20 protein-coding genes are annotated in these 21,029 nt (G+C 55.8%); 11 read left to right on the top strand and 9 right to left on the bottom strand.

Going from position 1 to position 21,029, the window contains the following annotated elements; genetic code table 11:
- Window positions 1-89: 89 nt before the first annotated feature.
- Complete coding sequence (locus tag ACOT0L_RS03390) at window positions 90-1,025, top strand: LysR family transcriptional regulator (protein ID WP_126502751.1); 936 nt, start codon at window positions 90-92, stop codon at window positions 1,023-1,025.
- 34 nt (window positions 1,026-1,059) lie between these two features.
- Here ACOT0L_RS03390 and gyrB read toward each other — a convergent pair whose 3' ends face one another.
- The 4 genes from gyrB to dnaA are packed head-to-tail and all read right to left on the bottom strand — an operon-like array spanning window position 1,060 to window position 7,072.
- The gene (gene gyrB / locus ACOT0L_RS03385; protein ID WP_069596101.1) at window positions 1,060-3,471 is read right to left on the bottom strand and encodes a DNA topoisomerase (ATP-hydrolyzing) subunit B; all 2,412 of its coding nucleotides are present in this window, start codon (window positions 3,469-3,471) and stop codon (window positions 1,060-1,062) included.
- Between the two features lie 28 nt (window positions 3,472-3,499).
- Window positions 3,500-4,573, bottom strand: coding sequence for a DNA replication/repair protein RecF (gene recF, locus ACOT0L_RS03380; RefSeq protein WP_022646527.1), 1,074 nt, complete (start codon window positions 4,571-4,573; stop codon window positions 3,500-3,502).
- Window positions 4,573-5,673 (bottom strand): DNA polymerase III subunit beta, encoded by a 1,101-nt coding sequence (gene dnaN / locus ACOT0L_RS03375; RefSeq protein ID WP_003861122.1) that lies wholly within the window; start codon window positions 5,671-5,673, stop codon window positions 4,573-4,575. The genes recF and dnaN overlap by 1 nt, the downstream gene beginning before the upstream one ends.
- A gap of 4 nt (window positions 5,674-5,677) precedes the next feature.
- On the bottom strand, window positions 5,678-7,072 hold the full coding sequence (gene dnaA / locus ACOT0L_RS03370) for a chromosomal replication initiator protein DnaA (protein WP_003861124.1): 1,395 nt from the start codon (window positions 7,070-7,072) through the stop codon (window positions 5,678-5,680).
- A 638-nt stretch (window positions 7,073-7,710) separates the two neighbouring features.
- Between dnaA and rpmH the strand changes: the two genes are divergently transcribed.
- From rpmH to ACOT0L_RS03325, 9 genes are all read left to right on the top strand, one after another.
- On the top strand, window positions 7,711-7,851 hold the full coding sequence (gene rpmH, locus ACOT0L_RS03365) for a 50S ribosomal protein L34 (RefSeq protein WP_000831330.1): 141 nt from the start codon (window positions 7,711-7,713) through the stop codon (window positions 7,849-7,851).
- 16 nt (window positions 7,852-7,867) lie between these two features.
- Complete coding sequence (rnpA, locus tag ACOT0L_RS03360) at window positions 7,868-8,227, top strand: ribonuclease P protein component (RefSeq protein WP_006808764.1); 360 nt, start codon at window positions 7,868-7,870, stop codon at window positions 8,225-8,227.
- Window positions 8,191-8,448, top strand: coding sequence for a membrane protein insertion efficiency factor YidD (gene yidD, locus ACOT0L_RS03355; protein ID WP_001307474.1), 258 nt, complete (start codon window positions 8,191-8,193; stop codon window positions 8,446-8,448). The genes rnpA and yidD overlap by 37 nt, the downstream gene beginning before the upstream one ends.
- 2 nt (window positions 8,449-8,450) lie before the next feature.
- Window positions 8,451-10,094, top strand: a complete 1,644-nt coding sequence (gene yidC / locus ACOT0L_RS03350) for a membrane protein insertase YidC (RefSeq protein ID WP_126502750.1) — start codon at window positions 8,451-8,453, stop codon at window positions 10,092-10,094.
- Window positions 10,095-10,166: 72 nt separating this feature from the next.
- Window positions 10,167-11,531 (top strand): tRNA uridine-5-carboxymethylaminomethyl(34) synthesis GTPase MnmE, encoded by a 1,365-nt coding sequence (mnmE, locus tag ACOT0L_RS03345; RefSeq protein ID WP_022649885.1) that lies wholly within the window; start codon window positions 10,167-10,169, stop codon window positions 11,529-11,531.
- 111 nt (window positions 11,532-11,642) lie between these two features.
- Entirely contained in the window at window positions 11,643-12,818 is a 1,176-nt protein-coding gene (locus tag ACOT0L_RS03340; RefSeq protein WP_126502749.1) for an MFS transporter, read from the top strand.
- The gene (gene yidZ / locus ACOT0L_RS03335) at window positions 12,787-13,758 is read left to right on the top strand and encodes an HTH-type transcriptional regulator YidZ (protein WP_022649883.1); all 972 of its coding nucleotides are present in this window, start codon (window positions 12,787-12,789) and stop codon (window positions 13,756-13,758) included. The genes ACOT0L_RS03340 and yidZ overlap by 32 nt, the downstream gene beginning before the upstream one ends.
- 122 nt (window positions 13,759-13,880) lie before the next feature.
- A complete protein-coding gene (locus tag ACOT0L_RS03330) occupies window positions 13,881-14,627 on the top strand; it encodes a 4'-phosphopantetheinyl transferase family protein (RefSeq protein WP_023298947.1) in 747 nt (248 codons plus the stop codon).
- A gap of 36 nt (window positions 14,628-14,663) precedes the next feature.
- Entirely contained in the window at window positions 14,664-15,230 is a 567-nt protein-coding gene (locus ACOT0L_RS03325) for an NADPH-dependent FMN reductase (RefSeq protein WP_038414971.1), read from the top strand.
- A 91-nt stretch (window positions 15,231-15,321) separates the two neighbouring features.
- On the opposite strand, the gene adeP is transcribed toward ACOT0L_RS03325, so the two are convergent.
- Window positions 15,322-16,659, bottom strand: coding sequence for an adenine permease AdeP (gene adeP, locus ACOT0L_RS03320; protein WP_139152660.1), 1,338 nt, complete (start codon window positions 16,657-16,659; stop codon window positions 15,322-15,324).
- 165 nt (window positions 16,660-16,824) lie between these two features.
- Here adeP and yieH point away from each other — a divergent pair, with 165 nt between their 5' ends.
- Window positions 16,825-17,490, top strand: a complete 666-nt coding sequence (gene yieH, locus ACOT0L_RS03315) for a 6-phosphogluconate phosphatase (RefSeq protein WP_126502748.1) — start codon at window positions 16,825-16,827, stop codon at window positions 17,488-17,490.
- An 85-nt stretch (window positions 17,491-17,575) separates the two neighbouring features.
- Here the strand turns inward: yieH and phoU are convergent, their stop codons facing one another.
- The 4 genes from phoU to pstC are packed head-to-tail and all read right to left on the bottom strand — an operon-like array spanning window position 17,576 to window position 20,998.
- Complete coding sequence (phoU, locus tag ACOT0L_RS03310) at window positions 17,576-18,301, bottom strand: phosphate signaling complex protein PhoU (protein ID WP_003861153.1); 726 nt, start codon at window positions 18,299-18,301, stop codon at window positions 17,576-17,578.
- 26 nt (window positions 18,302-18,327) lie between these two features.
- Window positions 18,328-19,101 carry a phosphate ABC transporter ATP-binding protein PstB gene (gene pstB, locus ACOT0L_RS03305; RefSeq protein WP_003861154.1) on the bottom strand — a complete coding sequence of 258 codons (774 nt, stop codon included), beginning with the start codon at window positions 19,099-19,101 and terminating at the stop codon, window positions 18,328-18,330.
- A 47-nt stretch (window positions 19,102-19,148) separates the two neighbouring features.
- On the bottom strand, window positions 19,149-20,039 hold the full coding sequence (gene pstA / locus ACOT0L_RS03300) for a phosphate ABC transporter permease PstA (RefSeq protein WP_022649878.1): 891 nt from the start codon (window positions 20,037-20,039) through the stop codon (window positions 19,149-19,151).
- Complete coding sequence (pstC, locus tag ACOT0L_RS03295; RefSeq protein ID WP_022649877.1) at window positions 20,039-20,998, bottom strand: phosphate ABC transporter permease PstC; 960 nt, start codon at window positions 20,996-20,998, stop codon at window positions 20,039-20,041. The genes pstA and pstC overlap by 1 nt, the downstream gene beginning before the upstream one ends.
- Window positions 20,999-21,029 lie beyond the last annotated feature (31 nt).

The raw sequence follows: 21,029 nt of genomic DNA, 5'->3' as shown, positions 1-21,029 counted from the left end.
TAAGCTTTAGGACTGACAGTCTACCGTTGACGTTTGGTCGCCAGTGGCGATAAGTTTTCCCATAATTGATGACGCAGTGGATACAATTCATGACCGATACGCTGAAGGATATACCTGTATTTGTGGCCGCCGTTGAGGCGGGAAGTTTTGCGCAGGCCGCCGTCCGTCTGCATTTGTCGCGCTCGGCGGTAGGAAAAAGCATTGCTCGTCTTGAAGAGCGGCTGGGGGTACGTCTTTTCCAGCGTACCACCCGCAGCCAGAGGCTGACCGACAACGGCGCTCTGTTTTATGAACGCTGCCTTCGCGCGCTGGAGGAGATTCGGGGCGCGGAGTCGCTGCTTGAAACAGGGAAGCAGCAGGTCAGCGGCCGCCTGCGCGTCGCCATGCCGGTTCTGTTTGGTCGCCAGTGCGTCGCGCCACTGCTGATAGAACTGACGCAGGAACATCCTGGGCTTGAGCTTGAAATGTCATTCAGCGACCGCGTGGTGGATCTGGTAGAGGAAGGCTTTGATATGGCGGTACGTAACGGCACGCTGCAGGACAGCAGCCTGCTGGTCGCCAGAAAGCTGGGCGAACACCGCATGGTGCTGTGCGCCGCACCGGAGTATCTGCTGAGGAAAGGCCAGCCACAAAGCGTTGATGATTTACCCCAGCATACGGCCATTAACTATTTGAGCGCAGGCAGAGTATTGCCCTGGCAGCTGATGGATAGCGAAGGAACGTCGCGCACCTTTACCCCCCGATCGTCGCTCAACATGGATGATTTGCAGGCGATCTGCGACGCTGCGCTGGCCGGACACGGCATTGCATGGCTGCCCTGCTGGATGGTCGTCAAAGATATTCACCAGGGCAAACTCGTCCCGCTCTTAAAGCAGGCACCGGATGTGCATTTCAACGTTCATGCGGTCTGGCAGCAGACGCCGCATCTGCCGCTGAGGGTTAGAATAGCGATAGATACGCTGGCGAGCCGTTTACCGTCCGTGATGTCGCTGGATATGCCTGCGCCCATAAAAAAGCCGCGCTAAAAGCGCGGCCTGTTATCGTGCGGTATTACGACGATTAAATATCGATATTCGCCGCTTTCAGGGCGTTCTCTTCGATGAAGGCGCGACGTGGTTCAACCGCATCGCCCATCAGGGTCGTGAACAGCTGATCCGCTGCGATTGCGTCTTTAACGGTGACGCGCAGCATGCGACGGCTTTCTGGATCCATGGTGGTTTCCCACAGCTGATCCGGGTTCATTTCGCCCAGGCCTTTATAACGCTGAATAGAGAGGCCACGACGGGACTCTTTCACCAGCCACTCAAGCGCCTGTTCGAAGCTGGCTACCGGCTGACGACGTTCGCCACGTTCGATGAACGCGTCGTCTTCGATCAGACCACGCAGCTTCTCGCCGAGGGTGCAGATACGGCGGTATTCCGGACCGGTAACAAACTCGTGCTCCAGCGGGTAGTCGGTATCGACGCCGTGGGTACGCACGCGAACAATCGGCTCGAACTGCTGCTCAGCGTTCTGCTGAACGTCGAACTTCCACTGGCTGCCGTGCTGCTCTTTCTCGTTCAGCTCGCTCACCAGGGTGTTCACCCAGCGGGTGACGGTCTGCTCGTCGCTCAGCTCGGCTTCGGTCAGGGTCGGCTGATAAATCAGCTCTTTCAGCAGCGCTTTCGGATAGCGACGCTCCATACGGCCAATCATTTTCTGCGTGGCGTTGAACTCGGAGACCAGACGCTCCAGCGGTTCACCGGCCAGCGCTGGCGCGCTGGAGTTTGCGTGCAGGGTCGCACCATCAAGGGCGATCGCGATTTGGTACTGATCCATCGCCTCGTCATCTTTAATGTACTGTTCCTGCTTGCCTTTCTTCACTTTATACAGCGGCGGCTGGGCAATGTAGACGTGGCCGCGCTCAACGATTTCCGGCATCTGACGATAGAAGAAGGTCAACAGCAGCGTACGAATGTGCGAGCCGTCGACGTCCGCATCGGTCATGATGATGATGCTGTGATAGCGCAGTTTGTCCGGGTTGTACTCGTCGCGACCGATGCCGCAGCCGAGCGCGGTGATGAGCGTCGCCACTTCCTGAGAAGAGAGCATCTTGTCGAAGCGCGCTTTCTCAACGTTAAGGATTTTACCCTTCAGCGGCAGAATCGCCTGGTTCTTGCGGTTACGGCCCTGCTTTGCAGAACCGCCCGCGGAGTCCCCTTCCACAAGGTACAGTTCAGACAGCGCCGGATCGCGTTCCTGGCAGTCAGCCAGTTTGCCCGGCAGGCCTGCCAGATCCAGCGCGCCTTTACGACGGGTCATTTCACGGGCTTTACGCGCCGCTTCACGGGCACGCGCCGCATCGATAATTTTACCCACCACGATTTTCGCGTCGGACGGGTTTTCCAGCAGGTATTCGCTCAGCAGTTCGTTCATCTGCTGTTCAACCGCCGATTTCACCTCAGAAGAGACCAGCTTGTCTTTGGTCTGTGAGGAGAATTTCGGATCCGGCACCTTTACGGAGACCACGGCAATCAGGCCTTCACGGGCATCGTCGCCGGTGGCGCTGACTTTCGCTTTTTTGCTGTAGCCTTCTTTGTCCATGTAGGCGTTCAGGGTACGGGTCATCGCCGCGCGGAAGCCCGCAAGGTGAGTACCGCCGTCGCGCTGTGGAATGTTGTTGGTAAAGCAGTAGATGTTTTCCTGGAAACCATCGTTCCACTGCAGTGCCACTTCCACGCCGATACCGTCTTTTTCAGTAGAGAAGTAGAAGATATTCGGGTGAATTGGCGTTTTGTTCTTGTTCAAATACTCAACGAACGCCTTGATACCGCCTTCGTAGTGGAAGTGGTCTTCTTTGTTGTCGCGTTTGTCGCGCAGTCGAATCGACACGCCGGAGTTCAGGAACGACAGTTCACGCAGGCGTTTCGCCAGGATCTCGTACTCGAATTCGGTGACGTTGGTGAAGGTTTCAAGGCTCGGCCAGAAACGCACCATGGTACCGGTTTTGTCGGTATCACCGGTAACGGCCAGCGGTGCCTGCGGCACACCATGGGTATAAATCTGGCGGTGAATTTTGCCTTCGCGCTGGATAACCAGCTCCAGCTTCTGCGACAGGGCGTTTACTACGGATACGCCTACGCCGTGCAGACCGCCGGAAACTTTATAGGAGTTATCATCGAACTTACCGCCTGCGTGCAGAACGGTCATGATAACTTCCGCAGCAGATACGCCCTCTTCCGGGTGAATACCGGTTGGGATGCCACGACCATCATCGGTAACGGACACGGAGTTGTCCGCATGGATCGTGACCACGATGTCTTTACAGTGACCCGCGAGCGCTTCGTCGATAGCGTTATCTACCACCTCGAATACCATGTGGTGCAGACCGGTGCCGTCATCCGTGTCGCCGATATACATACCCGGGCGCTTACGCACCGCATCCAGTCCTTTCAGGACTTTGATACTGGAGGAGTCATAAGAATTCGACATCAACGTTTCTCGCTCATTTCAACTTGGGTTAATCCGTTATTTTACCCTTTTCCACGGTAAACATCTTCGAATTTTCGTCCGACATGTCCATAACGTGTTCAGCGCTAATGGCGCTGACGAAAACCTGCGACTGTGTGGCTTTTAAGCGGCTGGCAAGTAGCCCGCGCCGCGCGTCGTCAAGTTCCGAGGCAAAATCATCTATCAGGTACAGGCAGCGTCGCCCACTTTCGCGGGTGAGGAATTCCCCCTGCGCCAGGCGCAGCGCGCACATCAGGAGCTTCAGCTGCCCGCGCGACAGCGTGTCTTCCACCGGCGCACCGTCGGCACGAATGCGGAAATCCGCCTTGTGCGGGCCGTGCGCGGTGTAGGTCAACATGCGATCGCGCTCGAAGCTTCTCTCTAACACCTCGGCATAATCCGTCTCTTTTTCCCAGCCACGCTGGAAAGAGAAGGTGAGAGAGAACTCGGGTAAAAACTGTTTGCAGGTATCGGCCATGTCTTCGGCGATACCTGCGCTGTATTCGGCACGCCAGCGGCTGATTTGTTCCGCAAGAGGAATTAATTCCATGTCCCACGGACGCAGCTGGGCGTAGCGCGTGACCTGGCGCAATGCGGCGTTACGCTGTTTAAGCAGACGCTTCAGATTGCTCCAGGCGTTAAAGAAACCGGCTTCATTGTGAAAGCATCCCCAGTCGAGGAACGCTCTTCTGTATTTGGGGCCGCCGTTGAGTAAAGTAAACCCCTCCGGCGTAATCAGCTGCATCGGCATCAGCAGTGCCAGCTCCGCCACCTTGTGGCCGTCGGTGCCGTCGATGCGCACCTTGCTGTCGCCCTGCTTGTCTTTGGTCAGGCCGATGGCGGTTTCCCGCTCGGCACCCTGCAAGCGCCCATGCAGCACAAACGCATCCTGCTCGTGGCGAATCACGCGACCAATCTGCAAACTGCGAAACGCCCGGCCATGACCGAGCGTATAGATGGCTTCCAGCACGCTGGTTTTGCCGCTGCCGTTCGCGCCAACCAGGAAATTAAAGCCAGGGGATAAAGCGAGATCCGCGCTCTCGATGTTGCGAAAGTCGCGGATCAACAGACGGGTGAGCGACATTACAGTCTCATTGGCATGACAACATAAGCAGCCGACTGTGATGCGGCATCTTCAATCTGTACGCTCGAAACGGAGTCAGTCAGCAGGATGCGAACGTTCTCGCATTTCAGTGCATTCAGCACATCCAGCACATAGCTGACGTTGAAGCCGATTTCCATCTCAGCCCCGGCGTAGGTGACGTCCAGAATCTCTTCTGCCTCTTCCTGCTCCGGGTTGTTGGCGGTGATTTTGATCTGGTTTTCACTCACGTACAGACGTACGCCGCGGAATTTCTCGTTGGAGAGAATAGCGGCGCGCGCGAACGCCTGCTTGAGGATGTCGCAACCTGCCTCCAGCGTTTTGTCCGGGTTCTTCGGCAATACGCGGCGATAATCCGGGAAACGTCCGTCTACCAGCTTCGATGTGAAGACAAAATCGCCCACGTGGGCACGAATATTGTTGCTACCAATCTGCACGCGCAGCGGGGTGTCGCCGCCGTCGAGCATACGCATCAGTTCAATTACGCCTTTACGCGGTACGATCACCGAATGGTTTGGCAGTGAATCGCCAATCGGCATAGAACAGACCGCCAGACGGTGACCGTCTGTAGCCACGGTACGCAGCTCTTCACCTTCGGTTTCGAACAGCATGCCGTTTAAGTAGTAACGAACGTCCTGATGCGCCATAGAGAACTGCGTGGCTTCAATCAGACGCTTCATCGTCGCCTGCGGCAGGGTAAATTCAACTTCGCTCTGCCAGTCATCCAGGTTCGGGAAGTCCGCAGCGGGCAGCGTGGAGAGGGAGAAACGGCTGCGGCCAGAGCGCACCAGCATGCGGTCGCCCTCCAGCTGCACGGCGATTTCAGCGCCTTCCGGCAGCCCACGGCAAATATCAAAGAATTTACGTGCCGGAACCGTGGTCGCGCCCGCGTCGTGCGGCTGAGTCAGCGTAACGCGCGCGATCATTTCCATTTCCAGATCTGTGCCGGTCAGCGACAGCGTACCGTCAGCGACCTGAAGCAGCAGGTTTCCAAGAATAGGCAGCGTAGGGCGGCCGCCTAATGGGCCACTCACCTGTTGCAGCGGTTTTAATAAATGTTCACGTTCAACGGTAAATTTCATAGCGTCACGATGATAATGTTCTGATTAAATTGGAAAAATCTTCTTTTATGTCGTGGCTTTCTTCGCGTAACTGCTCAATCTTGCGACAGGCGTGCAGCACGGTCGTATGGTCACGGCCACCAAACGCATCACCGATTTCCGGCAGGCTGTGGTTGGTGAGCTCTTTTGCCAGCGCCATCGCCATCTGACGCGGACGCGCCACCGAGCGGGAACGACGTTTAGACAGTAAATCTGCCACTTTGATCTTGTAGTACTCAGCCACCGTCTTCTGAATATTGTCGATGGTGACCAGTTTTTCCTGCAATGCCAACAAATCGCGCAGCGCTTCACGCACAAAATCGATGGTGATCGCACGACCGGTAAAATTGGCGTTGGCGATAACGCGGTTCAGTGCCCCTTCCAGCTCACGAACGTTGGAACGCAGGCGCTTGGCAATAAAGAACGCCACTTCACCCGGCAGGCGAATGTCGTTCTCGTCGGCTTTTTTCATCAGGATCGCGACGCGGGTTTCCAGCTCCGGCGGCTCGATCGCCACGGTCAGGCCCCAGCCGAAGCGGGATTTGAGACGATCTTCAACGCCGTTGATCTCTTTTGGATAACGATCCGAGGTCAAAATGATCTGCTGATTGCCTTCCAGCAGGGCGTTAAAGGTGTGGAAAAACTCTTCCTGCGATCGTTCTTTATTGGCAAAGAACTGGATGTCATCGATCAGCAGCGCATCAACGGAACGGTAGTAGCGTTTAAACTCTTCGATCGCATTGTTTTGCAGGGCTTTTACCATGTCCTGAACGAAGCGTTCGGAGTGCATATACACTACTTTGGCATTGGGCTTACGCGCCATAATGCCGTTGCCCACCGCATGCAGCAGGTGCGTTTTACCGAGACCCGTGCCGCCATAAAGGAACAGCGGGTTGTAAGCACCACCGGGATTATCGGCAACCTGGCGGGCCGCCGCGCGCGCCAGCTGGTTCGACTTACCTTCAACGAAGTTATCGAACGTGTGTTTCACGTTAACATTAGAGCGGTAGGTAGGCTCAGCGGGGGCCGGAACGTTATCCCAGCCCTGACGAGCCGGTGCAACGCGAGGCGCTGGAGCGGGCGCCGCCTGTGCAGGGGCTGCCACATTGACAACTTCACGAACGGTTTGGGTGACCGGCTTTGTGCCCACTTCAAAACGCAGCTGTGGGGCATCTGACCCGCAGAAATCGTTCAGCAGTCCATTGATGTTATTAAGGTATTTATCCCTTACCCAATCGAGCACGAAACGGTTTGGCGCGTACAAAGCCAGCGTGTTATCGCTCAGTTCCGCCTGCAATGGGCGGATCCACATACTGAATTCTGTGGCTGGTAACTCATCCTGCAATCGGGCAAGACACTGCTGCCAAAGCGAAAGTGACACGGCGGACTCCACTCGAACAATAAAAGAAAACTATTGAATATTCATGATTGTTGGCGCACATCGACATGACCCCATCAGGGTGATGTGCGAACCGCTATCTGCGGTTATACACGCTATCGTTGATACAGCCTGAACGATGTTGTGTTTATGTCCGGCCAGGATCGCTGGATCCCGATCAGGACCGCGGATCATAGCCTAAACTGAGCCAGAGATCTTCTGTTTCTCACAGATTCTTCCCGATTTATCCACAGGAAGATCCGGAATCGGGTAAGTGTAAACGATCCTGACGCGAGTGCCTCGCGATTTAGGCCGCATATTGGAAAATTTAATGAGCACAGACAATTTTGGGCTTAAATGATCTAACGAAGATCCAGGAGGATCCTTGCGCTTTGTTGGCGAGCCCGTATAATCCTCGACCCGGCGCGTGATGCTCATCTTCCTGCGTCGTTCGTTGCTCATTTTCCACGCGAAATCGTGCGGAAATACGCAGGGATTTAAGGAAAGAGAATTGACTCCGGAGTGTACAATTATTACAATCCGGCCTCTTTAATCACCCACGCTGAGGCGTTAGTCGTTCGAATCTCGTTCGGGTATACGCAAAAGTCAGTGAATTTATTCAAGTTTAGGTAGAAATCGCCATGAAACGCACTTTTCAACCGTCTGTACTGAAGCGCAACCGTTCTCACGGCTTCCGTGCTCGTATGGCTACTAAAAATGGTCGTCAGGTTCTGGCACGTCGTCGTGCTAAAGGCCGCGCTCGTCTGACCGTTTCCAAGTAATAAAGCTAACCCCTGAGTGGTTAAGCTCGCATTTCCCAGGGAGTTACGTTTGTTAACTCCCACTCATTTCACTTTCGTCTTCCAGCAGCCACTACGGGCTGGCACGCCGCAAATCACCATCCTCGGCCGCCAAAATTCGCTGGGGCATCCCCGCATCGGTCTCACAGTCGCCAAGAAAAACGTTAAGCGTGCGCATGAACGCAACCGGATTAAACGTCTGACGCGTGAAAGCTTCCGTTTACGTCAGCACGAACTGCCTTCAATGGATTTCGTGGTGGTGGCTAAAAAAGGGGTTGCCGACCTCGATAACCGTGCTCTCTCGGAAGCGTTGGAAAAATTATGGCGCCGCCACTGTCGCCTGGCTCGCGGGTCCTGATAGCCCTCATTCGGGTCTATCAACGCCTGATTAGTCCGCTACTCGGGCCACATTGCCGTTTCACGCCAACATGCTCAAGCTACGGAATTGAGGCATTGCGCAGGTTTGGAGTGATAAAAGGCAGTTGGTTGACGGTGAAACGCGTATTAAAATGCCACCCTTTACACCCAGGTGGAGACGACCCCGTCCCTCCAGGACCTTTTGATACCAGAGAACACTAACGATGGATTCGCAACGCAATCTTCTTATCATCGCTTTGTTGTTCGTGTCTTTCATGATCTGGCAGGCATGGGAGCAGGATAAAAATCCTCAACCCCAGCAGCAGACCACGCAGACCACGACCACCGCAGCGGGTAGCGCCGCCGACCAGGGCGTACCGGCCAGTGGCCAGGGGAAACAGATTACGGTTAAGACCGATGTGCTTGAGCTGACTATCAACACCCGTGGTGGTGATGTTGAGCAGGCGCTGCTGTTGACCTACCCGAAAGAGCTGAAGTCTACCGAACCGTTCCAGTTACTGGAAACCACGCCTGAGTTTATCTACCAGGCACAGAGCGGCCTGACCGGTCGTGATGGCCCGGATAACCCGGCGAACGGTGCGCGTCCACTGTATAACGTCGAGAATGACACCTATGTGCTGGCTGATGGTCAGAACGAACTGGTTATTCCGATGACCTACACCGACGCGGCAGGCAACACCTTCACCAAAACCTTCACCCTGAAACGCGGTGAATATGCGGTGAACGTGGGCTACAGCGTACAGAACACCGGTGCGAAACCGCTGGAAATCTCTACCTTTGGTCAGCTGAAGCAGTCCATCAATCTGCCGTCTCACCGTGACACCGGAAGCAGCAACTTTGCGCTGCATACCTTCCGTGGCGCGGCTTACTCCACGCCAGATACTAAGTACGAGAAATACAAATTCGACACCATTGCCGATAACGAAAACCTGAACGTCAGCTCTAAAGGCGGTTGGGTCGCAATGCTGCAACAGTATTTCGCGACGGCGTGGGTACCGAATAACGACGGTACGAACAACTTCTACACCGCGAACCTCGGCAACGGTATTGCAGCCATCGGCTACAAATCTCAGCCGGTTCTGGTGCAGCCGGGTCAAACCGGTAAGCTGGCAAGCACCCTGTGGGTCGGCCCGGAAATCCAGGACAAAATGGCTGCCGTTGCGCCGCACCTGGATCTGACCGTTGATTACGGTTGGTTGTGGTTCATCTCTCAGCCGCTGTTTAAGCTGCTGAAGTTCATCCACAGCTTCCTGGGTAACTGGGGCTTCTCCATCATCGTTATCACCTTTATCGTTCGTGGCATCATGTACCCGCTGACTAAAGCGCAGTACACCTCCATGGCGAAGATGCGTATGCTACAGCCGAAGATTCAGGCTATGCGTGAGCGTCTGGGCGATGACAAACAGCGTCAGAGCCAGGAGATGATGGCCCTGTATAAAGCAGAAAAAGTGAACCCACTGGGTGGTTGCTTCCCGCTGCTGATTCAGATGCCAATCTTCCTTGCGCTGTACTACATGCTGATGGGTTCCGTTGAGCTGCGCCACGCGCCGTTCGCCCTGTGGATCCATGACCTGTCCGCACAGGACCCGTACTACATCCTGCCGATCCTGATGGGCGTGACGATGTTCTTCATCCAGAAGATGTCTCCGACCACCGTGACTGACCCGATGCAGCAGAAGATCATGACCTTTATGCCGGTCATCTTCACCGTGTTCTTCCTGTGGTTCCCGTCAGGTCTGGTGCTGTACTATATCGTCAGCAACCTGGTGACCATCATCCAGCAGCAGCTGATTTACCGTGGTCTGGAAAAACGTGGCCTGCATAGCCGCGAAAAGAAAAAGTCCTGATTCGGTAACTTAACGCTAAAATAAGGGCGGTCGATTGACCGCCTTTTTTATTTGTATTGAACGAGAGCAACCATGAGCCATAACGACACTATCGTCGCCCAGGCAACCCCACCGGGACGCGGTGGTGTAGGCATTCTGCGCATCTCCGGCCTGAAGGCGCGTGAGGTGGCCGAAGCGGTGCTGGGTAAACTGCCAAAGCCGCGCTACGCTGATTATCTGCCATTTAAAGATGCCGACGGCACCTCGCTGGACCAGGGCATTGCGCTGTGGTTCCCCGGCCCAAACTCCTTTACTGGCGAAGACGTGCTGGAGCTTCAGGGTCACGGCGGCCCGGTGATCCTCGACCTGCTGTTAAAACGTATTCTGACCCTGCCTGGCCTGCGCATTGCGAAGCCGGGTGAGTTCTCCGAGCGTGCCTTCCTGAACGATAAGCTCGACCTGGCTCAGGCCGAAGCGATTGCCGACCTGATCGACGCCAGTTCCGAACAGGCAGCCCGCTCCGCGCTGAACTCGTTGCAGGGGGCATTTTCCGCACGCGTGAATCACCTTGTGGAAGCACTTACTCACCTGCGAATCTATGTTGAAGCGGCTATCGACTTCCCGGACGAGGAGATTGACTTCCTTTCTGACGGCAAAATCGAAGCCCAGCTCAACCAGGTGATGAACGATCTGGATGCCGTTCGCGCCGAAGCGCGCCAGGGCAGCCTGCTGCGTGAGGGCATGAAGGTGGTGATTGCTGGTCGCCCCAACGCCGGGAAATCAAGCCTGCTGAACGCTCTGGCGGGCCGTGAAGCGGCGATCGTGACCGACATAGCCGGCACCACCCGCGACGTCCTGCGCGAGCATATCCATATCGACGGCATGCCGCTGCACATCATCGATACCGCTGGCCTGCGCGATGCGAGCGATGAAGTCGAGCGTATCGGTATCGAACGCGCCTGGCAGGAGATCGAGCAGGCCGACCGCGTGCTGTTTATGGTGGACGGAACCACAACCGACGCCGTTGACCCGGCAGAAATCTGGCCAGACTTTATCGCCCGTCTCCCGGCCAAACTGCCGATCACCGTGGTGCGCAATAAGGCCGACGTTACCGGCGAAACGCTGGGCATCAGCGATGTGAATGGTCACTCACTTATTCGCCTGTCGGCCCGTACCGGGGAAGGCGTGGAAGCCCTGCGTAACCATCTCAAACAGAGCATGGGCTTCGACACCAGTATGGAGGGCGGCTTCCTGGCGCGTCGTCGTCACTTGCAGGCGCTGGAAGAGGCGGCTCGCCACCTTGAGCAGGGCAAAGCCCAGCTGATCGGCGCTTGGGCCGGCGAGCTGCTGGCGGAGGAACTGCGTCTGGCGCAGCAGAACCTGAGCGAGATCACCGGGGAGTTTACGTCGGACGATCTGCTTGGACGAATTTTCTCAAGCTTCTGTATTGGTAAGTAATTCCCGATAGAACATGGTGATTTCCTCCAGGGAAATCACCATTATCCCAATGGCAACTCGCTTAATCCCCCCATGCCCCCTATCCTGCTTGCCTGCATCTATGGGGGATTTATGGCTCGTTTTCTGTTTTGTAGTTTCGCATTAGTTCTGCTGTATCCGTCCGGTATTGATATGTATCTGGTGGGGCTACCGCATATTGCCCGCGATCTGGGTGCCAGCGAGGCGCAACTGCACATCGCGTTTTCGGCCTACCTCGCGGGAATGGCGTCGTCGATGGTATTTGCCGGGAAAATCGCGGACAGAGCCGGCCGTCAACCCGTCGCCATTACGGGGGCGGTTATCTTTACGCTGGCATCGGTACTGTGTTCAATGGCTCAGGAAAGCACAATGTTCCTGTCAGGGCGCTTTATCCAGGGCATTGGCGCGGGCGGCTGTTACGTGGTGGCGTTTGCCATTCTGCGCGATACCTTGAGCGCCCAGCGCCGCGCCAGGGTGCTGTCGATGCTGAACGGCATTACCTGCATCATCCCGGTGCTGGCACCGGTTGTAGGCTACCTGATCATGCTGAAATTTCCATGGCAGAGCCTTTTCTGGACCATGGCCACAATGGGCGCCATCGTCTTTATACTGTCCGTGACGGTGTTGAAAGAGACCCATCCCGGTTCGCAGCAGACGCACCACGCTGCTACCATTCATCCGGCTGAAAAGCTCCTGGATCGCTTTTTCCTGAGCCGCCTGGCCATCATCACGCTCAGCGTGGCGGTGATCCTCACCTATGTAAACGTTTCCCCGGTGTTACTGATGGAGACGATAGGCTTCGATCGCGGTGAGTATTCGACGGTGATGGCGCTCAATGCGATGGTCAGCATGGCAGTTTCATTCTCGATGCCCTTTGCGCTCAATATCTTCCGCCAGCGCACGCTGATGCTCACTTCACAGACGCTGTTTCTCGCCGCAGGCGTAATTCTGGCGACCGCCACCTCACATGCGCTGATGCTGGTGGGTATGACCCTGATCTGCGCCGGATTCTCCGGCGGCTTCGGCGTGGCGATGAGTCAGGCGCTTGGCCCGTTCTCACTGCGGGCAGGCGTGGCAAGCTCGGTGCTGGGCATTGCGCAGGTCTGCGGTTCGTCGCTGTGGATTTGGCTGGCGGCGGTGATCGGCCTTAACGCGCTGAATATGCTGATCGGGGTTCTGATTGGCTGTAGCATACTCTGCATTACCTTACTTATGGTCATCCAGCCCGCGGCGCACTATGAAAAAGCCCATCAGCAGTCTCGATCTTAATCTTTTACTTTGCCTGCAGTTGTTGTTGCAGGAGCGCAGCGTCACCAAAGCCGCGAAGCGAATGAACGTGACGCCGTCCGCAGTGAGTAAATCGCTGGCGAAGCTGCGCGACTGGTTCGACGATCCGCTGTTTGTGAAAACGCCTTTAGGGCTACTGCCCACGCCGCTAACGGTGAGTCTGGAACAGGATCTGGCCGACTGGATGCAGATTGGCAATCAGATCGTCGATAAATTCCACCATAGCTCTCCAGGCGGGCTCAAGTTTGTGCTCGCCGCCGAAACGCCGCTGATGCTGATTCGCTTTAACACCCTGCTGGAGCAGGTGAATGAGCGCTACCCACAGGCGACGGTGAAGTTGCGCCAGTGGGATTATGATTCGCTGGACGCCATTACGCGCGGGGAGGTCGATCTCGGTTTTACCGGCCGCGAAACGCACCCGCGCTCCCGCGAGCTGCTAAAGCTGATGCCGTGGTTTATTGACTACGAAATCCTGTTCAGCGATCGTCCGTGCGTCTATCTGCGAGAAGATCATCCGGCACTTCACGAAGCGTGGAACCTTGAGACGTTTCTGCGCTACCCGCATATCAGCATCTTCTGGGAGCGCAGCGATACCTGGGCGCTTGATGAAGTGCTAAAAGAGATGGGCCGCGAGCGCAACGTCGCCATGAGCCTGCCCGGCTTTGAACAGTCGATGTTTATGGCGGCTCAGCCGGACCACAACTACATTGCCACTGCGCCCTACTACTGCCATCACTACAATCAACTCCACCAGCGTAATCTGGTCTGCCTTCCCATTCCCATCGATGAGGCGCAAGCAGAAAAGCTGACCGTACCCTTCACGCTAATCTGGCATAAGCGGAACAGCCATAATCCGAAAATTATCTGGCTGCGCGAAACTATAAAAGCCCTGTATACCGCGCCAGGTCAGGTTTTTGCCTAAGATAATGTAAAGTTCGGTCCTCAGGCTTCTCTTATTTCTATTTACTGATTAAAACAGAAGCTGAGTTAAGCGATAATCATGTAACCGTTTAACCGACTACGACCATTATCAGGGAGCGAAAAATGGCTACGCACTTTGCACGAGGAACATTAACGGAAGGGCATCTCGTATCGGCCAGAATTTCTTCAGCCTGTCACAGTGAGGCGCTCAAACTACCTGAACACCGCAGGACGCGGTTTTTAGCTTCCAGAGCGCTCCTCGCAGAACTGCTTTTTATGCTGTACGGCACCAGCGAATTACCGGACATACTCACCCAGCCAGAAGGTCGCCCGGTTTTTGCGGACCCGGCACTCCCCCATTTTTCCATTGCGTATACCGGCAACATTGTTGGCGTCGCGCTGACGACTGAAGGTGATTGCGGCCTGGATATGGAGCTGCAACGCGTCACGCGCAGCTTCCATGGTGCTAACGCGCTCGATGAATACCCGCTCTCCAGCAATGAAAAGCTGTGGATACGTAACCAGAACGATCCCGTTGAAGCCAGAGCGCAGCTCATCACCCTTCGCCAGAGCATCCGTAAACTGAGCGGCGCGGCATCAGACGACGCCAGCCTGTTGCAGCTGCTTCCCGGCTCCGGACGCCTGCGTGCCGCGAAAGCGTCGCTGGTAGAGGCGCTCAGCGACGCTGAGGACGTACTGATCTGGTCCGTTGCGGTGAGCCCCGCCATCGAACGGCTGAAAATCTGGGAGTTTGACAGTATTCGCGGTTGGCGTAGTCTTCCGGATGTACCTGAGCGCGCCAACGAGCCCGCCGCGCGCCTGATGCGATTAACCAGTTTACCGGCAGAAAAAGCATACACCCATAGCTGATCCGTCCAGGGTCATCATGATGAAACAGGAGTAATCATGTCTGATACGTTGAAAGTTGTTACGTTACTGGGAAGCCTGCGCAAAGGTTCGTTTAACGGGATGGTAGCGCGCACGCTGCCACAGCTGGCGCCTGCGGGAATGGAGATCAGCGCCCTGCCGTCTATTGGCGACATCCCGCTTTATGATGCTGACGTTCAGCAGGAAGAAGGGTTCCCGCACAGCGTGGAGGCGATAGCCGAGCAGATCCGTCAGGCTGATGGTGTAGTGATTGTAACGCCAGAATATAACTACTCGGTTCCGGGGGGTCTGAAGAACGCGATTGACTGGTTATCCCGTTTACCGGAGCAGCCGCTGTCAGGCAAACCGGTGCTGATCCAGACCAGCTCAATGGGCGCCATCGGCGGTGCGCGCTGCCAGTATCACCTGCGACAGATCCTGGTGTTCCTGGATGCGATGGTGATGAACAAGCCGGAATTTATGGGCGGCGTGATTCAGAACAAAGTCGACCCGCAGACGGGTGAAGTGGTGGATCAGAGTACGCGTGATCATCTCTCTGGTCAGTTGACTGCGTTTGGGGATTATATTAAGCGGGTTAAAAGCTGATAAAAAAGCCCGGTGGCGCTAGCGCTTACCGGGCCTACACTCATCAGTAGGTCAGGTAAGCGAAGCGCCACCTGACACCACACACCGCACCTTAGTGCGCGTCAATAAACACAATCTTGAGCACAAACAGCAGCGCCACAATCATCACGCACGGGCTGAGTTCGCGGAAACGGCCGGTACCGATCTTCATCACACAGTACGAGATAAAGCCCAGCGCGATACCTTCGGTGATCGAGAAGCTGAACGGCATCATCACCGCGGTAATAAACGCCGGAACGGCTTCCGTCAGATCTTCCCACTTCACGCGCGCCAGGCTCGAGGTCATCAGCACGCCGACGTAGATCAGCGCGCCAGCTGCCGCGTACGGTGGCACCATCCCCGCCAGCGGAGAGAGGAAGATCACCAGCAGGAACAGCAGACCCACGACTACCGCCGTCAGGCCAGTACGGCCACCCACGGACACGCCGGAAGAGGATTCAATGTAAGCGGTAACAGAGGAGGTGCCGATGAAAGAACCCGCAACGGACGAGATGCTATCCACATACAGCGCCTGCTTCATGCGCGGGAATTTGCCTTTCTCGTCCGCCAGACCCGCTTTGTCCGTCACGCCAATCAGCGTACCGGAGGAGTCAAACAGGTTGACCAGCATGAAAGAGAAAATCACTCCGGCCAGACCCAGGTTCAGCGAGCCCGCCAGATCAACGTGACCAATCACGGTAGAAACGCTCGGTGGCGCAGAGACAATACCGCTGTAATGCACGTCACCCAGCATCCAGCCCAGCAGCGTGGTCACGATGATAGAGACCAGCACCGCAGCGTGGATGTTACGCGACGCCAGGATCGCGATAATAAAGAAGCCCAGCACGCCCAGCAGCACGCTGTGAGAGGTCAGGTTACCAATACTCACCAGCGTTTCCGGGTTCGCCACGATTACGCCAGCGTTTTTCAGCCCCATCATGCCGATAAACAGACCGATACCGCTGGTGATACCCACGCGCAGGCTCACGGGAATGTTCGCAATCATCCAGTAGCGCACACGGAAGATGGTCAGCAGCAGCAGGCCGACCGCGCCCCAGAAAATAGCCCCCATCCCAACCTGCCACGGCAGGCCCATCGCCTGAACCACCACGAACGCAAAGAACGCATTAAGACCCATTGCCGGGGCCAGCGCCACGGGCAGATTAGCGAAAACGCCCATCAGGATGCTGCCAAGGGCCGCGATCAGACAGGTGGTAACAAAGACGGCGCTGGTGTCCATGCCAGCCACGCCCAGAATTTGCGGGTTAACGAAAACGATATAGACCATCGTCAGGAAGGTAGTAAAACCGGCGATCACTTCGGTGCGTGCCGTTGTGCCGTGCTCGCGCAGTTTGAACACGCGCTCAAGCAGCCCCTGACCAGATGTCTGGGTAGTGTGTTGTTGACTCATCATCAATTTCCGAACAAGGAGGGAAAATTCGTCGCTATCCTATACCAAAATGCGACAATAGTGGCGGTTACGGGATACTTTTTTCATTGATTTTGCTTATACGGCAACGATTGCGTCTCGTTAAACTGTCGTACGTAAACGTTAAACTTGTTAAAAGGGAAAGGCATGTCCGGAATTGAAGCGGTATTTTTCGACTGTGACGGTACGCTGGTCGACAGTGAGGTCATTTGTTCCCGCGCGTATGTCGCCATGTTCCAGGAATTTGGCATTACGCTCGATCTCGAAGAGGTGTTTAAACGCTTTAAGGGCGTAAAGCTGTACGAGATCATCGACATCATTAACGAAGAGCACGGGGTGGATCTGGCGAAAGCGGATCTGGAACCGGTGTACCGCGCCGAGGTCGCACGCCTCTTCGACGCCGAGCTGGAAGTTATCGCCGGCGCTAACGCGCTGCTGGATGCGATGACGGTGCCGATCTGCGTGGTCTCTAACGGCCCGGTCAGCAAAATGCAGCACTCACTCGGCAAGCTGGACATGTTGCACCACTTCCCGGAAAAACTGTTCAGCGGCTACGATATCCAGCGCTGGAAGCCGGATCCGGCATTGATGTTCCACGCGGCGAAGGCGATGAACGTCAACGTGGAGAACTGCATCCTGGTGGATGACTCGTCTGCGGGCGCGCAGTCGGGGATTGATGCGGGGATGGAGGTGTTTTACTTCTGCGTCGATCCGCACAACAAGCCGATCGAGCATCCAAAAGTGACGACCTTTACAGACCTGGCGCAGCTGCCGGAACTGTGGAAGGCGCGCGGGTGGGATATTACTCGCTGAAAAAACAAAGCCGGATGGCGCTAACGCTTATCCGGCCTACAAGGATCGTAGGGCGGGTAAGCGATAGCGCCACCCGCCACACACATCACTCTTTCGGATCTTTACCCGCCAGCAGCTTGTCCAGCTCGTCGCCGCCCACGTGACGGAAATCTTGTCCCTTCACGAAGTAGAAGATGTATTCGCAAATGTTCTGGCAGCGGTCGCCAATACGCTCAATTGAGCGCGCGCAGAACAGCGCGGTCAGCACGCTTGGAATGGTACGGGAATCTTCCATCATGTAGGTCATTAGCTGACGCACTATGCCTTCGTATTCCTGGTCAACTTTCTTATCTTCACGGTAGATACGGACCGCTTCGTCCAGATCCATGCGCGCGAAAGCGTCCAGCACATCGTGCAGCATCTGCACGGTGTGGCGACCGAGAGACTCCAGGCTCACCAGCAGCGGCTGGTGCTGCTGGGAGAATTTCTCCAGCGCGGTGCGGCAGATTTTATCCGCCACGTCACCAATACGCTCCAGCTCGGCGATAGTTTTGATGATCGCCATTACCAGACGCAGGTCGCTCGCGGTTGGCTGACGCTTGGCAATGATGCGCACGCACGCTTCGTCGATGGCGACTTCCATCATATTGACGTTGTGATCGCCTTCGATAACGCGCTTCGCCAGCTCGCTGTCCTGGTTGTGCATTGCCGTAATCGCATCAGAAAGCTGCTGCTCGACCATGCCGCCCATGGTCATCACCTGGGTGCGAATGCTTTCCAGCTCTGCGTTAAACTGGCCGGAAATGTGTTTATTAAGATTGAGGTTGTCCATGGTTTCTCCACATGCACTAAGGCAAATCAACCGTAGCGGCCAGTAATATAATCTTCGGTTTGTTTCTTCGCAGGACGGGTGAACAGCGCGTCCGTATCGCTGAACTCAATCAACTCGCCCAGGTACATAAACGCCGTGTGGTCAGAACAACGGGCAGCCTGCTGCATGTTGTGAGTGACGATCACCACGGTGTAATCCTGCTTCAGCTCGGTGATCAGCTCTTCGATACGCCCGGTTGAGATCGGGTCCAGGGCTGAGCACGGCTCATCCAGCAGCAAGACTTCCGGGCGAATGGCGATACCGCGCGCAATGCACAGACGCTGCTGCTGACCACCGGAGAGAGAGTACCCGCTCTGGTGAAGTTTATCTTTGGTTTCGTTCCATAATGCGGCCTTGGTCAATGCCCACTGCACGCGCTCGTCCATATCCGCACGGGAGAGCTTCTCAAACAGACGCACACCAAAGGCGATGTTGTCATAGATCGACATCGGGAACGGCGTGGGTTTCTGGAACACCATCCCCACTTTCGCACGCAGCAGGGCGATATCCTGGGTATTGGTCAGGATGTTGTCACCGTCCAGCAGAATTTCACCTTCTGCGCGCTGCTCCGGATAGAGCGAATACATTTTGTTAAAGGTGCGCAGCAGCGTGGATTTACCACAGCCAGACGGACCGATAAATGCCGTGACCTGGTTCTTCGCGATATCCAGGTTGATATTCTTCAGGGCATGGAATTTGCCGTAGTAGAAGTTCAAATCACGAACCTGAATCTTACCCGGGGCAGTATCAACCATACTCATTGACTCATTTCCTCATTCGGCGCCGCGATGTGCCGCGCCGTAAAAATTTAACCGTGTTTCTGCTTCGCGAAAATGACGCGCGCCAGAATGTTCAGCAACAGTACGCAAAGGGTGATGATCAGCACCCCGGCCCAGGCCAGCTGCTGCCATTCCGCGAATGGGCTCATCGCAAATTTAAAGATCGTCACCGGCAGGTTGGCGATCGGCTGCATCATGTCCGTACTCCAGAACTGGTTGGAGAGGGCGGTAAACAGCAGCGGTGCGGTTTCACCAGCGATACGGGCGATAGCCAGCAGGATACCGGTCATGATCCCCGAGACGGACGCTTTCAGGGTGATCGCCGAAATCATTTTCCATTTCGGCGTGCCCAGCGCGTAAGCCGCTTCACGCAGGCTGTCCGGCACCAGTTTCAGCATGTTTTCAGTGGTACGAATAACGATAGGCACCTGCAACAGCGCCAGCGCAATCACACCCGCCCAGCCGGAGAAGTGTTCCATTTGCGCCACCACGATGGTGTAAACAAACAGACCTACCACTATCGACGGGGCAGAAAGCAGAATGTCGTTAATAAAGCGGATGACTTCAGCGATCCAGGACTTGCGGCCATACTCCGCCAGATAGATACCCGCCATGATGCCCAACGGCGTACCGAAAACGGTCGCCCACAGGATCAGCAGGCCGCTGCCCGCCAGGGCGTTTGCTAGACCACCACCCGCCGTGTTTGGCGGCGGCGTCATCTCGGTGAACAGCGCCAGGGACATTCCATCAATACCACGGGTGATGGTGGACATCAGGATCCAGATCAGCCAGAACAGGCCGAACGCCATCGTGGCCATGGAAAGCGTCAGCGCAATGCGGTTTTTAATCCGGCGCTTTGACTGCATTTTGCGACGAGATTCCGCAAGCTGAGCGGTGTTTTGCATGTCGAGAGTCGCCATTAGCGTGCCCCCTCGTTTTTAGCCAGACGCATAATCATCAGCTTGGAGATAGCCAGCACAATAAAGGTAATAACAAACAGGATCAGACCCAGTTCCATCAGCGCTGCGACGTGCAGCCCGGATTCCGCTTCGGCAAATTCGTTCGCCAGCGCAGAGGTAATACTGTTCCCCGGCATGTAGAGCGACACGCTGTCGAGCTGGTAGGTGTTGCCGATGATAAAGGTCACCGCCATGGTTTCACCCAGCGCGCGGCCTAAGCCCAGCATGATGCCGCCGATCACCCCATTTTTGGTGAACGGAAGGACGATGCGCCAGATAACCTCCCAGGTGGTGCAGCCGATGCCGTAGGCCGACTCTTTCATCATCACCGGGGTTTGTTCGAAGACATCGCGCATGACCGCCGCAATGTACGGAATAATCATGATGGCGAGGATCACGCCAGCCGCCAGAATACCGATACCGAATGCCGGGCCAGAGAACAGGGCGCCCACAAACGGAACGGCGGAGAGAACATTACCCACCGGCTCCTGGAAGTACGTCGCAAACAGCGGAGCAAAGATAAACAGGCCCCACATGCCGTAAACGATACTTGGGATGGCCGCCAGCAGTTCAATGGCGATACCCAGCGGACGTCGCAGCCAGCCTGGTGCCAGCTCCGTCAGGAACAGGGCAATACCGAAGCTTACCGGCACCGCAATCAGCAGAGCGATAAAAGAGGTCACCAGCGTGCCGTAAATCGGCACCAGCGCACCGTAAATATCGTTCGGCGCATCCCACTCTTTGGTCCACAGGAAGGCGAAACCAAATTTTTGAATGCTCGGCCAGGAGGAGAAAATGAGGGACACGATAATGCCGCCCAGCAGCAATAGCACAATCAGCGCAGCCAGTTTCACCAGCGCGCTGAAAATCATGTCACCTTTTTTACCCGGAGGGTTAAATGCAGGCTTGGTTGCAGCCATAAATTACTCTTCTTTATGAGACGTCTTACGA

This window comes from Enterobacter cloacae complex sp. XAL002 (genome assembly GCF_049236805.1).
Lineage (GTDB): Bacteria > Pseudomonadota > Gammaproteobacteria > Enterobacterales > Enterobacteriaceae > Enterobacter > Enterobacter intestinihominis.
Note: the sequence above shows the minus strand (reverse complement) of the source record. Positions and strands in the feature narration are given on the sequence as shown.

Coding starts and splice junctions, on each gene's coding strand:
- ACOT0L_RS03390 (WP_126502751.1), top strand. CDS start 90: ATGACCGATACGCTGAAGGATATACCTGTATTTGTGGCCGCCGTTGAG.
- gyrB (WP_069596101.1), bottom strand. CDS start 3,471: ATGTCGAATTCTTATGACTCCTCCAGTATCAAAGTCCTGAAAGGACTG.
- recF (WP_022646527.1), bottom strand. CDS start 4,573: ATGTCGCTCACCCGTCTGTTGATCCGCGACTTTCGCAACATCGAGAGC.
- dnaN (WP_003861122.1), bottom strand. CDS start 5,673: ATGAAATTTACCGTTGAACGTGAACATTTATTAAAACCGCTGCAACAG.
- rpmH (WP_000831330.1), top strand. CDS start 7,711: ATGAAACGCACTTTTCAACCGTCTGTACTGAAGCGCAACCGTTCTCAC.
- yidD (WP_001307474.1), top strand. CDS start 8,191: ATGGCGCCGCCACTGTCGCCTGGCTCGCGGGTCCTGATAGCCCTCATT.
- yidC (WP_126502750.1), top strand. CDS start 8,451: ATGGATTCGCAACGCAATCTTCTTATCATCGCTTTGTTGTTCGTGTCT.
- mnmE (WP_022649885.1), top strand. CDS start 10,167: ATGAGCCATAACGACACTATCGTCGCCCAGGCAACCCCACCGGGACGC.
- ACOT0L_RS03340 (WP_126502749.1), top strand. CDS start 11,643: ATGGCTCGTTTTCTGTTTTGTAGTTTCGCATTAGTTCTGCTGTATCCG.
- yidZ (WP_022649883.1), top strand. CDS start 12,787: ATGAAAAAGCCCATCAGCAGTCTCGATCTTAATCTTTTACTTTGCCTG.
- ACOT0L_RS03330 (WP_023298947.1), top strand. CDS start 13,881: ATGGCTACGCACTTTGCACGAGGAACATTAACGGAAGGGCATCTCGTA.
- ACOT0L_RS03325 (WP_038414971.1), top strand. CDS start 14,664: ATGTCTGATACGTTGAAAGTTGTTACGTTACTGGGAAGCCTGCGCAAA.
- adeP (WP_139152660.1), bottom strand. CDS start 16,659: ATGAGTCAACAACACACTACCCAGACATCTGGTCAGGGGCTGCTTGAG.
- yieH (WP_126502748.1), top strand. CDS start 16,825: ATGTCCGGAATTGAAGCGGTATTTTTCGACTGTGACGGTACGCTGGTC.
- phoU (WP_003861153.1), bottom strand. CDS start 18,301: ATGGACAACCTCAATCTTAATAAACACATTTCCGGCCAGTTTAACGCA.
- pstB (WP_003861154.1), bottom strand. CDS start 19,101: ATGAGTATGGTTGATACTGCCCCGGGTAAGATTCAGGTTCGTGATTTG.
- pstA (WP_022649878.1), bottom strand. CDS start 20,039: ATGGCGACTCTCGACATGCAAAACACCGCTCAGCTTGCGGAATCTCGT.
- pstC (WP_022649877.1), bottom strand. CDS start 20,998: ATGGCTGCAACCAAGCCTGCATTTAACCCTCCGGGTAAAAAAGGTGAC.